This is a genomic window from Nocardia sp. NPDC057272, from assembly GCF_042668615.1.
Lineage (GTDB): Bacteria > Actinomycetota > Actinomycetes > Mycobacteriales > Mycobacteriaceae > Nocardia.
Genome location: NZ_JBHUYK010000004.1, coordinates 41408 through 55497 on the forward strand (window position 1 = coordinate 41408; position 14090 = coordinate 55497).

14 protein-coding genes are annotated in these 14090 nt (G+C 65.0%); 7 read left to right on the forward strand and 7 right to left on the reverse strand.

The features are described 5' to 3' along the window. The first annotated feature begins 91 nt into the window (after positions 1 to 91). From ACFULV_RS07415 to ACFULV_RS07435, 5 genes are all read left to right on the forward strand, one after another. Positions 92 to 1030 (forward strand): alpha/beta hydrolase family protein, encoded by a 939-nt coding sequence (locus ACFULV_RS07415; RefSeq protein WP_378654126.1) that lies wholly within the window; start codon positions 92 to 94, stop codon positions 1028 to 1030. 513 nt (positions 1031 to 1543) lie between these two features. Beyond that, positions 1544 to 1720, forward strand: a complete 177-nt coding sequence (locus tag ACFULV_RS07420) for a hypothetical protein (protein WP_378654129.1) — start codon at positions 1544 to 1546, stop codon at positions 1718 to 1720. A gap of 460 nt (positions 1721 to 2180) precedes the next feature. Continuing rightward, positions 2181 to 2339 carry a hypothetical protein gene (locus tag ACFULV_RS07425; RefSeq protein WP_378654132.1) on the forward strand — a complete coding sequence of 53 codons (159 nt, stop codon included), beginning with the start codon at positions 2181 to 2183 and terminating at the stop codon, positions 2337 to 2339. Positions 2340 to 2575: 236 nt separating this feature from the next. Next, positions 2576 to 2992, forward strand: coding sequence for a hypothetical protein (locus tag ACFULV_RS07430; RefSeq protein WP_378654135.1), 417 nt, complete (start codon positions 2576 to 2578; stop codon positions 2990 to 2992). Between the two features lie 113 nt (positions 2993 to 3105). Further along, positions 3106 to 3879 (forward strand): YncE family protein, encoded by a 774-nt coding sequence (locus ACFULV_RS07435; protein ID WP_378654889.1) that lies wholly within the window; start codon positions 3106 to 3108, stop codon positions 3877 to 3879. Between the two features lie 98 nt (positions 3880 to 3977). Here the strand turns inward: ACFULV_RS07435 and ACFULV_RS07440 are convergent, their stop codons facing one another. After that, positions 3978 to 4223 (reverse strand): CsbD family protein, encoded by a 246-nt coding sequence (locus ACFULV_RS07440; RefSeq protein WP_378654138.1) that lies wholly within the window; start codon positions 4221 to 4223, stop codon positions 3978 to 3980. 395 nt (positions 4224 to 4618) lie between these two features. Continuing rightward, the gene (locus ACFULV_RS07445; RefSeq protein ID WP_056817616.1) at positions 4619 to 5275 is read right to left on the reverse strand and encodes a nitroreductase family protein; all 657 of its coding nucleotides are present in this window, start codon (positions 5273 to 5275) and stop codon (positions 4619 to 4621) included. A 443-nt stretch (positions 5276 to 5718) separates the two neighbouring features. On the opposite strand from ACFULV_RS07445, the gene ACFULV_RS07450 reads away from it, so the two are divergent. Further along, positions 5719 to 7239 carry a phosphatase PAP2 family protein gene (locus ACFULV_RS07450; protein ID WP_378654142.1) on the forward strand — a complete coding sequence of 507 codons (1521 nt, stop codon included), beginning with the start codon at positions 5719 to 5721 and terminating at the stop codon, positions 7237 to 7239. A 249-nt stretch (positions 7240 to 7488) separates the two neighbouring features. Here ACFULV_RS07450 and ACFULV_RS07455 read toward each other — a convergent pair whose 3' ends face one another. Continuing rightward, on the reverse strand, positions 7489 to 8148 hold the full coding sequence (locus ACFULV_RS07455) for a TetR/AcrR family transcriptional regulator (RefSeq protein ID WP_378654145.1): 660 nt from the start codon (positions 8146 to 8148) through the stop codon (positions 7489 to 7491). Positions 8149 to 8243: 95 nt separating this feature from the next. Here ACFULV_RS07455 and ACFULV_RS07460 point away from each other — a divergent pair, with 95 nt between their 5' ends. Continuing rightward, complete coding sequence (locus ACFULV_RS07460; RefSeq protein WP_378654892.1) at positions 8244 to 9911, forward strand: FAD-binding dehydrogenase; 1668 nt, start codon at positions 8244 to 8246, stop codon at positions 9909 to 9911. An 86-nt stretch (positions 9912 to 9997) separates the two neighbouring features. Here ACFULV_RS07460 and ACFULV_RS07465 read toward each other — a convergent pair whose 3' ends face one another. The 4 genes from ACFULV_RS07465 to ACFULV_RS07480 are packed head-to-tail and all read right to left on the reverse strand — an operon-like array spanning position 9998 to position 14068. Beyond that, positions 9998 to 10951: a lipase family protein gene (locus ACFULV_RS07465; RefSeq protein ID WP_378654148.1), complete on the reverse strand. Its 954-nt coding sequence runs from the start codon at positions 10949 to 10951 to the stop codon at positions 9998 to 10000. Between the two features lie 18 nt (positions 10952 to 10969). Further along, entirely contained in the window at positions 10970 to 11866 is an 897-nt protein-coding gene (locus tag ACFULV_RS07470; protein ID WP_378654151.1) for an alpha/beta fold hydrolase, read from the reverse strand. Between the two features lie 42 nt (positions 11867 to 11908). After that, positions 11909 to 12571: a DUF3159 domain-containing protein gene (locus tag ACFULV_RS07475; protein WP_378654154.1), complete on the reverse strand. Its 663-nt coding sequence runs from the start codon at positions 12569 to 12571 to the stop codon at positions 11909 to 11911. A gap of 39 nt (positions 12572 to 12610) precedes the next feature. Next, positions 12611 to 14068 (reverse strand): sulfatase-like hydrolase/transferase, encoded by a 1458-nt coding sequence (locus tag ACFULV_RS07480; protein ID WP_378654157.1) that lies wholly within the window; start codon positions 14066 to 14068, stop codon positions 12611 to 12613. Between the last annotated feature and the right edge of the window lie 22 nt (positions 14069 to 14090).

Here is a 14090-nt window from a genome sequence, read left to right on the forward strand (position 1 = left end):
CATCCAGGCACGTCCTCACAGTAGGACGACCGCGCACACAAACCACGGGCTACGGGTGCATGCAGCATCCCGGCCGAAAGGTGACTCCCACATGATCCCTCACCCCGCCACCGGCCTCACCGATCCCACCCCGACACCGGTCGTCACAGTCAAGCCGCTAATACTGCTCACACCCGACCGCGGGGTGAACCTGCAGGTACGAGTCTCCGCACCAGTGACCGGCTCAGATCTGCCGATCGTATTGTTCGCTCACGGATTCGGCTCGAGCCTCGACGGCTACGCGCCGCTCGTTGATCACTGGAGCTCCCATGGCTTCGTCGTGGTCCAAGCTACACACCTGGACTCGACACGGATCACCCTCGCTACGAACGACCCACGCAAGCCACAACTGTGGCGTTACCGCGTGCAGGACATGAAACGAATTCTCGACGACCTCGGTGCGCTGGAAGCAGCAGTGCCCGGGTTGCGGGGGCGGGTCGACCGCGACCGGATCGTCGCCGTCGGACATTCCTTCGGTGGCCAGACCGCGGGAATCCTGGTGGGGTTGCGCGTCACCGATCCGCAGACCGGCCGCGCCGAGGACCTTTCCGACCCGCGAATCGCGGCCAGTATCCAGCTGGCCACCGCAGGACACGGCGGTGCCGAACTCACACCCTTCGCTCACGAACATCTCCCCTGGCTCCGAGCACAGGACTTCTCCCACATCACCGCCCCCGGCCTCGTGGTCGCCGGCGACGACGACGACCTCCCCCTGTCCACCCGAGGACCTGCCTGGACAACCGACCCCTACACACTGAGCCGAGGCAACAAAAGCCTGCTCACCGTCTTCGGCGGCCAACACTTCCTCGGCGGCATCTCCGGCGAGAAGGTCACCGAGACCACCGACGAGAGCCCCGACCGCGTCACGCTCGTCCAACAGGTCACCCTCGCCTACCTGCGCCACATCACCGGCATCGACCACAGCGACTGGACCACAGCTCAGACCCTGCTGGGCGCACCCCACCCGCTGGGACGGCTGGAATCCAAATAGCACACACCGGTTGGACCCTCGGCGACACCAGCCATCTGGCGACCATCGATGCCGCCGACCCTGAGCAGCGGGCCGGTCGCTGAGGTCCGGCTTCCGGTTCGAGTGCCCAATGGGTTCCACGGCAATTGGATTTCGAGACATCGGGATTGACACGGACCACATCAGCGGACCTGAGTGCCCAGCGTCTTGCCGAGGACCGGATACTTCGCCACGATGTCCTCAACCGCTGTGACGAAGTCGGCTTTGAACGCAGGGCTCACGACCACAATAGTTCTTGGTTCTTCGATGCGGCACGACCGTAGAGTACGCCAACCACTGACCTCAATTATCGGAACGCCGAACGCCCCGCGCTCGTAACGAATGCAGGGCGTTCGCGATTGGGTAATCGGCCGCGCACAGGCTTGATACAAGCTAATGGTTGGCGTTCACAGCGTATCGGCCCCGGAAGACACCAACCGATCAAGCACACCTCCGGCAACCCTTGCTTGGTCACCACTTCTGAAGGTGGACCCAATGCAGAAGCCGGACCTGCCCCAGGACTCTCCACCGACGAACACCACCCTCCGGGACGCCAGCACGAAACCGCGAGAGCTCGAAGTCATCGTCCCGGCGAATCCGCCCGACCTCACACCTGCCGCGGCTCGCGCATTGCTGCATCTCCTCACCAACCTCGCCAACAGGCCGCTATAGCCGAACCTCGCGAAACAGATGTCGATCCCACGGCGTAGACCGAGGACGACCTCATACGGCCTTCACGCCCAGCCGCGACGAAACGAACAACCCGAGCGACTACGCAGCTTCGGCCGGGACGATCAGGAGCGCCCGCATTTCAGCATGATGGTCGACAACAGCGCTGACCCATCTCAGATGGGCTGCCCCTTCAGGCTTGACAGGATTTGAACCTGCGACCACCTGGCGCGGGTTCCAATTGTCCAGAACCTAGCCATCAGTGCCCAATAATGCTCAGCACCAGACTTTCTCCCGAAACGACCGTTATCAACGATTCCCATGGATTCGCGTTGATTCCGGTCAAAAGTGTGAGGTTTCTGTAAGGCGTTTTCCGAGCCCGCACCCATAGCGTGGCATGGACTCGTCGATGTTCAGGCGTGCGCTGGGGCCGCCCAGATCGGTCTTCACTCGGCCCGGTGCTATGAGCAGCAACGTGCGCAGGTCGTCGCCGTGCCGCGCGGCGAAGCTGAGCATCAGCTGCGAGGGGCTCGAGCTGAACGGGCACTTCGCGGTACTCGTGCTGCGGCGGTTCGCCGACCCCACCCTGCCGGTACCACCCCGAATCGCGGACCCGCGGTGAGGCTTTCGGTATCCGGCCTTCCGGTCGCCAGCGGTGACATCTCGACGATCGCGCCCCGGCAGCTGCGTCGCCCGCTCGGATCGGGGTATTCCACGGAGTGAAGGGCGGTGACGCCGGGTCGCTGTGCACCGTGGCATCACGATCGTCGGTCCGCTCATCGGCTCGACTCGCACGCGACCGGCGGGCGGGCGGGCGGCGCCACACGTATACCGGTGTAACCGGATTCGGAGACTGTCATGATTGTTTTCCTCGGCCTGGTCCTGCTCATCGCCGCGGTGGTGATCGGCACGGCGGGCGTGCTGAGCAACAGCGGACCCGCCCACACGCTCAGCGACGACTTCAGCCTGCTCGGCTACCACATCACCGCAACGTCGGGCACGTTGTTCCTGTGGGCAGTCGTGCTCGGAGCCCTCGGCATGCTCGGCCTGGTCCTGCTCACCGCCGGCGCGCACCGTTCGTCGCAGCGCCTGCGTCAGACCAAGGCCGATCTTCGGCTCGCCCGTCGCACCGGCACGAGCAAGCGGGCCTTCCGTCCTTCGGCCGAACCGAAGGAGAAGGGGACCGTGCTCGCGAAGACACCGCGTAGTGCGAGCGCACGCCGCACCTGGCGACATCCCTTCGGTGACCGCTCCGCCGACGCCGTGACGCACTGACCCGACCGCACGGAATCGTCATCGGCACCCACCGACACATTGCCTACGTGGCCAGCCGCGAGACCGGTAGCGTCCACGCGATCGACATCCGTTCCCGGACACTGAGGGCCACGGTGAAGGTCGGTCGCGACGCGGCACACCTGGCTCTCGATACCGCGTCGAACACGGCATACGTCGCCAATCGCGAAGACCACACCATCTCGATGATCGACACCACGTCGAACACGGTCGTCGCAACGGTTGATGTCGGCGGCAAGCCGCAAGGCATTGCCGTAGATCCACGCACTCAGAATGTGTATGTGACCGACTCCGAACGAGGGACGGTCATCGTACTCGCGGGCGCCGCTAACTGCGTTGCCCCCGAGCCGTCGCTTGGGGATGGGAGTCCAGTATGCCCCGATTGGGATGGTCCGCGCTGGCTACGACGATCGGTAGAACCTCTGTACTCGAACGAAAATGGATCCCTATGGCGCACAAAGTCATTGTCAGCCTTGCTGATGACTTCGACGGCACCTCCTAGGCCGACGAGACCGTCACCTTCGGAATCGACGACGTCTGTGCAGCAGCCAGCAACCTCTGATCACTCTCGGCGCCTACGTGCTGTAAATCCTCGAGTAGCACAGCACACGGGCGAACGAATTGAGTTGGCGCTCTGTAGATTCCATACTCGATGGACCAACATGGCTCGAAACCAGATCCTTCGGTTTCCGGTAGGCATCGGCCACCGCTTGACCAGCGATATCGGAAACCCCGCCACTGCGCCTACCGCGACCGCCGCAGCCACGACTTCAGGCACCGACCCCCAGACTCGCCACACCCATGACCGGCGCAGCTCTGACATTCTGACCCCGAATGAGGCTGCTAGCGTAGACCATTCGGGAGGATGAAGGGCCCCGTCACTACTCTCGGCAGGACACGCATGGAAGAGTTGGGAGGGGCTCGGACGAATTCGTCCGAGCCCCTCCCACCGTGTCAGCAGCCCAAATCAGCGGTCGCGCTGATGCGCTGCTTGGCGCGCCTCATCGATGTCGGCTTCAGCGCGTGCTTTCTCCGCAGCGGCTTCCTTGCTAGCAGCCTCGCGCTGGGACTCGGCCTTGTCCTGCTGGGCCCGACCCTCGTCTTTGAGGTTGTCGTCGCCGGTAAGCGCACCGGCGGCTTCTTTGGCCTTGCCTTTGACGTCTTCGACGACGCCTTCGACGCCTTCGCGAACTCCGTTACCGTGCTCGGGCATAGTTTGACCTCTCGTCGCAAGGATGAACTGTCGTTTCCGGCATACCCCGACTCTTTCGAACCAACCAGGGTCGTCGAAGTCAACAGCGTCGAGGTCAACGCCGCCGAAGTAGCTGACTGCGGCCCGGTACGGTGACGACCTCTCTCCAATCCTCAGCGTCGGCTTCGGTCACCGGACTCTGCGATCAACCTGAAGGCATGCTCTCGGCGGAGATCGATTCGAAGGGTTCGGCAACACCATCGAGCACACAGCCGAACAGCGTCAGATCAGCGGACCGAGACCGCAAGAGTGAACGTGTTGCGCAGTCCAGAAAGACAGACCTATCTACCCGCCGCTGCCAGGTGGAGCTTCTCGACCGCCGGCGTAGATGAAGCTGCGGGCGAATCGGCTCAGCACTACCATTTGTTGACGTGCAGTACTGTGTCGAGCGGGGCGCGTTTGGCGAGCTTGAAGTCGGTGCCCTTCGTGTAGGCAACAGGCAAGAGCACGCCCTGCCGAATACTCGGGGGAACTCCCAGCGCCTCGGCGACCTCTCGTTCGTACTCCAGATGCAGTGAGGTCCACGCAGACCCGAGGCCGCGCTCACGCAGTGCGAGCGCGAAGCTCCAGGCGGCGGGGAGCAGCGAACCCCACAGACCGGCCTGGTTCCCCTCCGGCATCTGCCCACCCGGAACATGGATCGCACCGATCACCAGCACCGGTACCTGCTCCATCACCTCCGCCAGATAGGTCGCACTCGAAGCCACCTTCTCCGCGGTATCGGCGTCCTTCGGCGGCTTCGCCTGCCGCACGGCCGCACCCGCCGCAGCGTAGGCGGTGTAGGACTTGCGGTAGTACTCCGCCACGATCTTCTTGGGCTCGGGATCGGTCAGCACGATCCAATGCCAGCCTTGCAGGTTACTGCCCGACGGCGCCTGGAGCGCCACCTCCAATGCGTCGGTGACCACCTCCAGCGGCACCGGCCGATCCAGGTCGAGACGTTTGCGCACCGACCGGGTCGTGGTCAGTACCTCGTCAGCGGACAGGTCGAGATGCGGGAACTCGACAGTCATACGTTCTCCCATCTTGCGCTCGGTCTCAGGATCGCCCCGGCATGTAGTCGACGGTGCGCATATCAACGTATGCGAAGATCCCTTCACGGGCATCGCCATCCCCCAGCACACCACGAATCCGACTGCCGATCCGGTCGCGGGCTCGGCGATCCGGCTGTTATCAGAAATTCGGCCCGAGGGGCAGAGAATGAGCGTGCCCCGCGATCCCCGCTCCCACCCTGCCAGCCCTGGCACGAAGAAATCGCTGATCACCGATGCGATCAGCTCCGCAGGCCAGATCTTGCCCACGACCGCGGGGATCGCGCTAGTGATTTCTCGATTGATTGCGACCGCCTGTAACGGGAAACCTTGGACAACAACGGTATCCGGCAACCGGAGTTCACTGGTGGCCTGTCGCGGTTCTCGCTGGTCGGCGATGCCGCATGATCGCAGGAGGTGTTGCATTGTCTGTCGACCAACGCGACGGGGATGTCGCTACAGGCGCTGACAGCTCCGTCGTCGCGCATCACAGCGAGGCCGAGGCCGCCGAACGATTCGCTGTCCGCAGTGCCGCGGCGTTACTCGGCGCTATGGGCATCGGTATCGGGTTCGGGGTGCTCACCGCACTGGTCCGGACGCGGTGGGAACCGATGCAGACCGCAGATCAAACGGTCACCGACCACCTGGTCGCCGTGGTGGCGGATAGCAAGGCCCTGCAAAGCATAGTCACCGGCATCACCGAACTCGGAGCGACCAGCACGCTGGTTGTGGTGCTGACCGTCGCCACCATCTGGCTGCTGCTGCGCCGTCTCCCCCGACTTGCCGTCTACGTGGTGCTCACCGCAGCGGGCGGCCTGATCCTCAACCCGGTCGTCAAAGAGCTTGTCGCACGGTTACGTCCGGTGGTGGACGAGCCCGTCTACACCACCGACGGTTGGAGCTTTCCCAGCGGACACGCGATGAGTTCACTGGTGTGTTACGGCGTTGTGCTGCTGGTCTTCACGCCCACCTGGCGGGCGGGCGCACGCCGCGCGGCGACCGTGTTCGCAGCGGGGATCGTGATCGCCATCGGGGTGAGCCGGATAGCGCTCGGCGCGCACTACCTCACCGATGTCCTCGGCGGCTGGTTGCTCGGCACATTGTGGCTCGTACTGGCAACGGTCGCCTTTCACCGATGGCGTCGCGACGCCCGGATCGACAGCACCGGCCCCCTACCCGGCGACGTCGCCCCGGCCGAGGAAGACGACTTGCGACCGGTCCCGGTTCAGCATCCGCCCACGCTGCCGCACCCATGGCAAGGGATCGGCGAGCTCGCGGTCGCGTGGGTCCTGCTTGTCGGTGGGCTGGTGGGAATCGGCATGCTGGTGCGCACCTTGGACACCGACACCGCTGCCCTGGGGTGGGATCACCGCGTCGTGGAGATTCTCGCCGAGCACCGTAATTCCACGCTCACGTCGATCCTCGATGTGTTCGGCGAGATCGGAAATACCATCGCGATCATCACGGTCGCTCTGATCGTCGCAGCACTCGCGGTGGGCATCGCGCGCAGCTGGCGACCGGCGCTGTTCCTCGGCATGGCGCTGCTGGGCGAGATCACGCTATTCCTCACCACCGCTGCGATCGTCGACCGGGACCGGCCCCGGGTCGCACACCTCAATCCCGACCTTCCCCCCACGGCCAGTTTCCCTTCCGGGCACGTCGCCGCCGCACTGACGCTCTACGCCGGCACCGCCGCGCTGGTGTGGGCCACCACACGCCGATGGCAGTACCGGGTCTTCGCCGCCGCGGCACTCCTGATTCCGGCGCTGGTAGCGGCGCAGCGACTCTATGCCGGAGCCCACCACCCCACCGACATCATCGGCTCGATCCTGCTGTCCTCACTATGGATCGCGATCGTCTGGTGGGTCGTGCGACCCGTCTCGACCGGCGATCGGTCGGCACTCCCCCAGGCTCGGCCTGCCCGGCGCAGTTCATCCGCGAGCTGATCGTCGGCCGAATCGACCAGGGCCACCCCGACCAGCGCACGGTGACGCTGACGATGCTCTCGCGCCCGCACGACCTGCTGGGCTCGAGCGTCGATGAGATGCTGCTCGGCAATCGCGTCGCGTTCCCTACCTGGAGAACGACACACTCAACCCCGCGCCCCCTCCCGCGACCTCACCACAGCCTTGAAAGGGCGGCGCGACCCGCGTTCGACTCAGCTGGTGGACCTGGCGCGACTCGATACGCCAACGTCAGGGCCTGGGCGTGGTCAACCCGAGCTGGCCGATCAGTCTGGCCAGCCATTCGCGTGCGGCAACGTGGTCGTTGTCGAGTAGAAGCTGCACGGTGACGCCGTCGTATGCAGCGACGACTGCGTGGGCAGCCTCACCGACCGACCTCATTTCCCGCGGCAGGCTGAACTGACTGTTCGCCAACTTGGCCTCGATCTGGCTGCGCAACTGAGCGCGGTGGGCCAGTAGTTTCGCCGCGATCTCGGGCCGGCGGGCAGCGTGTGTGAGAAAGTCGGTTTTCACCAGCAACCAGTCACGGTCGAGAAGCAGTGTGACCGAGAGCCTGTCGGCGAAGGCCGAAAGGTCCGACGGATTGTCGATCGCAGCGAGCGCTGCGCGCACCTGCTCTGCGATCAGACCCGCGCGCTGGTCGTAGAGAACGAAGAACAGCTCTTCCAGGCTGTCGAACTGCGAGTAGAACGCACCGCGCGTATAGCCGGCGGCACCGCAGACGTCTTCTATACGGACCAGACCGAACCCCTTCTCCGCGAATACAGCGAATGCTGCATCCAGCAGGCGAGCCCGGGTTTCGGCTCGACGGCGGGTGACCCGGGGCGCTTTGGCCGTGCCGGGCGTGGAGCCGGACGACGAAGGCGTGGCCATTGCTGCTGACGCGTTCACACTCCAACACAGTACACATGCGTATTTGATTCGCTAATGTATCGGATACACGCATGTATCCATCATGCTGGCGAGTGAAAGTTGAGGTGATCGGCATGGACGCCGATGTCATCGTTGTCGGCGCAGGCTTGGCCGGTCTGGTCGCGACGCACGAGCTGACCCGCCGGGGCAAGCGCGTCATCGTCGTCGATCAGGAGAACGCCGCCAACCTCGGTGGGCAAGCGTTCTGGTCCTTCGGCGGGATCTTCCTGGTCGACAGCCCGGAACAACGCCGATCGGGCATCCACGACTCACTCGATCTGGCCTGGAACGACTGGTCGGGCAGCGCCGGGTTCGACCGCCTGTCCGATCAGGACAGTTGGGCACAGAAGTGGGCTAGCGCCTATGTCGAGTTCGCCGCGGGTGAGAAGCGTTCCTACCTCACCGAACTCGGCATAAGCTTCGTCCCCACAGTCGGCTGGGCCGAACGCGGCGATCTGCGTGCCGACGGTCACGGAAACTCGGTGCCCCGATTCCACGTGGCGTGGGGCACCGGCACCGGCGTCGTCGCGCCGTTCACCGAGTCGGCGTTGCGAGCCGCCGACGCAGGTCAGGTGATCTTCCGTCATCGGCATCGGGTCGACGACCTGGTCTTCACCGACGGCGCCGTCACCGGCGTACGCGGGGCGATCCTGGCCGCCGACGGCGCCGAACGAGGCGCACCCTCCAACCGCGACGAAGTCGGCGAATTCGAATTATCCGCCGGCGCAGTAGTTCTCGCCACGGGCGGGATCGGCGGCAACCACGACATCGTGCGTCGTCATTGGCCCGAACGAATGGGCACACCCCCGGCGACCATGATCACCGGTGTCCCCGCCTACGTCGACGGCCGCATGCTCGATATCGCCGCGGACGCGGGTGTTCGACTGGTCAACCGCGACCGCATGTGGCACTACACCGAGGGCATCCAGAACTGGGCGCCGATCTGGCCCAGCCACGCCATTCGCATTCTGCCTGGCCCCTCCTCGATGTGGTTCGACGCCCTGGGTCGGCGCGTACCCGCGCCGTACCTTCCTGGCTACGACACCCTGGGCACCTTGCGCTACCTGCGAACTACCCCCGAACTCGCTCCGCACGACCACTCCTGGTTCGTCACCACTCAGCGCATTGTCGCCAAGGAGTTCGCCCTCTCCGGCTCCGAGCAGAATCCTGACATCACCGCGAAGAACAGGGTCGGCATGATCCGGGAGCGGGTCTTCGGTAAAGGTGCCCCCGCGCCGGTGGCGGCCTTCATGGCGCACGGCGCGGATTGGGTGGTCGCCGACAACCTCGACGATCTCGTCGCGAAGATGAACGCCCTCACCGACGAGCCGCTGCTCACCACTCACGGCCTCCGTGAGCAGATCGTGGCTCGAGACCTGCAGGTTGACAACGCTTTCACAAAAGACGCCCAGCTCCAGGGCATCCACAATTCCCGCCGCTACCTGGGCGACCGCATCACCCGGACCACCGCGCCACACCGCATCCTCGATCCAGCCGCCGGCCCGCTCATCGGAGTGAGGCTCCATATCCTGACACGTAAGTCTCTCGGCGGCATCCAGACCGACCTCGAGTCCCGGGCGCTCGGCGCCGACGGCACCCCGATCCCGGGCCTTTACGCGGCCGGTGAGGCCGCCGGGTTCGGCGGCGGCGGACTCCACGGCTACAACGCGTTGGAGGGCACATTCCTCGGCGGGTGCATCTTCTCCGGGCGCGCTGCGGGCCGGGACGCCGCGGACAACTGAAAATCGGCGGGCCGCGGTCGAAACCACGGCCCGCCGATCAGCGGCCATCGCACTCGGATGGCGCCACTGTCATCGACGCCGATAGATCAGGCGAACGCGGCAGCGACGAACGGGACCGAGTCGACCAGGGAGGCATTGACAGTCGCGGAGTGGTCGGTCGGATAGGTATGCACACTCACCGGTTGCCCCGCTGCGGTCAGCACCGCGGAGTAACGCAGCGTGTTCGGGGTGATGATATTCGTGTCGAAAAGCCCCTGACCGATGAATACCGGTTTGTCGAAGCCGGTTTCGGGCAGCGCGAGGTAGTTGCGGAGGATGCCCTCCGGTAGGTCGCGAAGGGGCCAGGCAAGTAGATCCCCGATGACGACATCCGCTCCAGCGAGCTCCTGATGGAATTGGCGTTGGCACGTTTGCTGGGCACGCACGAACCAGTGGTGGCCGCCGGCGGTGAGGTAGGAGTCGATGTCCAGATCGGGGTGACTGGTCCGCAGTCCATTGAGGATGTAGAGAACGGCCTGGGTGTTGTAAGTGCTGATCTTCATCGGCGGAAATCCGGGACCCACCATGGCGATCAATTCCTCGTTGTAGGCGGGCACACTGGTGCCGACGGCCCCGCGGTAGTCCAGCTCCTCCCCGCCGAGCTCGGTGGCCAGCCGGGCGGTGAACATCGCGGCTTGCCCGCCCTGAGACTGACCGACCACCATCCATTTATTGGAAACCGCCTGGAAGTGGCGGGTGACAGCTGTGACCCCGTCGACGACGTTGGCGGCCTCGACTGCGCCGTTGAGATAGGGCTGCTGCCCGGGAGTTCCGAGCCCTGCATAGTCGGTTGCCACCACCGCGTAGCCCTGGCGCATCCAGGTGCCCAGGTACTCCCAATCGCGCTGCGGCGACCCCGGTCCGGCGACCGAGTACGCGCATTGGTCTGCCAACCCTATGGTGCCGTGTGCCCAGGCGATGATCGGCCACCCTCCGGGCGGGGGTGTCGTCAGCGGTGACGCAAGAGCGATCACAGCGGCGGGTATGGTCAGCCACTTCATGTGTATGCGACACCTCGCTCAGTTGGACGACATCGCTCGGACAGCTGCGGCCACCGCGTCCGGCGCCTCGATCGGCAGAAAGTGTCCGACGTCGGCAATCTCGGTGAACCGGGCCAGCGGCGCGAGTTCTGCCAAGGCACGTCCCATCCCGATGACCGCTACCGGGTCGGCGTCGGCCCACACGAACTGGACCGGCGTGGAATGTGTTTCGGCGACCAGCGCGCCGAGCCAGCGTTCCTGGTGCAGGTAGCGTTCCCGCACGTAGGCGTAGACGTGCGGTAACCGTTGGTCGCCGTCTTGGTAGGCCAGCAGTTCGGTCATCATCTGAGCGTCCTGTTCGGTGATCCGACTCGGCCGGGACATGAGTTTCTGCAGTCCGGGCACGTAGTCAGGGAGCATCTCGGCGCACACTTTCAACGCTTCCGGCAATCGCGAGGGGGTCTCGAGCATGCGCTGGAAGTCGGTGAGCTGGGCGTGGGTCTTCAGGATGCTGCCGTTGAGGAAGGTCGAGCCTACGATTGCGAATTTCAGTGTCCCCGAGCGCTTTCGGGCCAAGAGTTCGGTGTGCAGGCTGGTGCCCATATCGTGAGAGACGACATGAGCGGCGGTGAGACCGAGTTCGACGACGACAGCTTCGACGACATCGGCCTGCTGGAACAGTGAATAGCTGTAGGCCAGCGGCTTGTCCGAGAGCCCGAAGCCGGGAAGATCCACCGCCACGCAATAGAACTCGTCATCGAGGAGCTCCATGGTGTCGCGCCAGTCGAAACTGGACGTCGGGAACCCGTGGATGAACAAGAGGGTGGGTCGATCGCGGTGTCCACGGGTAGAGACGAACACGCGCTTCCCGTCGACAGTGACGTGTGCGCCCTGATCGAACCATGCCTGTGTGAGGGAAGTGGTGTGGGTCGACATGCAGGTTCCTTCGGTCGAGTGTTTCGGTGCAAGATGGTGTGATCAGTGGTCGGTGACCGGGTCGTCGAGATGTGCGGGTCGGCGCAACCACACCCAGGTAGCCGCGAACGCCGCAATGAGCATGGGCTTGTTGAGAACCAGCGCGAGTGTGCCCAGCAGCACGACATTTCCGGCCAGATACACCGGGCCCATGATCAGTACATGGGCGAAGCAGAAGACTGCCCACGCTGCGGTGACGCGGCGGTGCAGCCGGACCCGCGCTTGCGGATCGGGCCGGTCGGCGGGTTCGAGTCGGGTCCGGCGGCAGATCGGCAGGGTCAGCGGTGTGGAGGTGAGCAGGCTCGACGCGAAGGCCACGGTCAACGCGGTGTAGAGGATCAATGGCGGGAGAAAGAAGTCACGCCCTTCACCGGTGGCGGCGGCCATCGCGGAGAACACCAGGACCAGTGCGGTCGAGGCACCTACAACCTTGGGGCGATCACCGTGGCGGATTCGAAGCCCGGCGATGATCAACGCGGCGACGATCGCGACCATGACTCCGACGATGATGCCGTGGAGTTGAAGTCCCACGAGATAGCCGAGGATCGGTGCAGCGCCGTCGACCAGGTGCCGGGCGCCGCCCATGTCGCGGATCTTGGCGAGCATCGCGGCGCCACCGGAGGTACCGGTGTGTGATCGAGAATCGGATTCGGATGGATGTGTCACGGGATCAACGCCTTCGGTGAGCCGGAATAGAACACGGAGTCAGTCGGTCAGTGCGGGAGGTGGGGTTTCTCCGGGCGTACCGATTGCGGCAGCCGCGGTGGGTCCGCCGAATCGTTCGACCAGCACGGCCTGATCGGCCTTGGCGCGCTTGTCGACGGTTTCGGTGGTTTCGGGATGGAGGACCGCGACCAGTTCGCTGGTCAGCTCGGCGAGCACGGTGCGGTGATCAGGATCGGCGGCCAGGTCGACACGCTGATCGGGATCGGCGCGCACGTTGTACAACTCGGGATCGAAGTCGACGTAGTGGTGCAATGCGAAGTCGCCCTTGCGGATCAGGTACGCCGCGCTGGGTGCGCCCATCGCGTGGTACTCGCTGAACACCGCTCGATCGTGATCGGTGGGCAAGGCGGCCAGGTCCAGCAGGGAGCGGCCCGGCCGCGGCCGTGTTCCGGTCGAGCCCTCGACACCCGCCGCCTGCAGGATCGTGGGATACACATCGATCAGGCTGGCCGGAGTTCGGCAGACCGATCCCGCCGCGACCCCCGGACCGGCCATGATGAGTGGGACACCCGAGGACTCGGTGTACATCAGCGACTTGCCCCACAGCCCACGGCTGCCGACCATGTCACCATGGTCGCTGGTATAGATGACCAGCGTGTTGTCGGCTCGGCCGCTGGCATCGAGCGCGCTGAGGATACGACCGAGATTGTGGTCGAGGTAGCTGACCAGACCGTAATAGGCGGCCGCTGCCCGGCGGCGCTCTTCTTCGGTATTGGCGGCGTCTAGTCCGGGCAGCACTTCGGCGAAGGTCTGCACCCACGGATGGCGGGGGTGTCCCTGGTCGGGCCGCATCGTCGGCATCGGCATCTGCGCCGGGTCATACATTTCGAAGAACCGCGGCGGCGCCAGGTACGGAAAGTGCGGCGCCAGTAGCCCGGTGTAGAGCACCCAGGGTTCGCGGTGATTGTCGGCGTCGCCGAGCCACTCGCAGGTGCGGTCGGTGACCGCGGCGTCGTAGCGGGTGTAGTCGGAGTCGGCGCCGCCGGAGATGCTGACCATCAGCGGGGCGTTGTCGCGGCGCGGCAACGGGTCCCGGACCGAGCCCCATACCTGGCCGATGCCGTCCTTGAGGTGCATCGGCAGATGCTGGGCATCGAATCCGGTCGGATCGGAGCTGTTGCGGTAGTGCAGCTTCCCGATCGATTCCACCCGTCGCCCTGCCTGCTGGAGTTGATGCCCCCAGCTCGGCACGACTCCGTCGTAGCCCATGGCGTTGTCCCAGTGCCCGGTCTGATGGGGATACAGACCGGTGGCGAATGCGGCACGCGAGGGGACGCAGATCGGGCTGGCGCAGTAGGCGGAATCGAACCGTGTTCCGCGGGCTGCGAGAGCGTCCATATTCGGGGTGCGGATGAGCGCGTTGCCGTCCGCGCCGAGAATCTTCGGGTTGTGCTGGTCGGACATGACGACGAGCACGTTCATCGGTTGTTCGGACACCGGTGAGGTCCCCTTTCTGGTG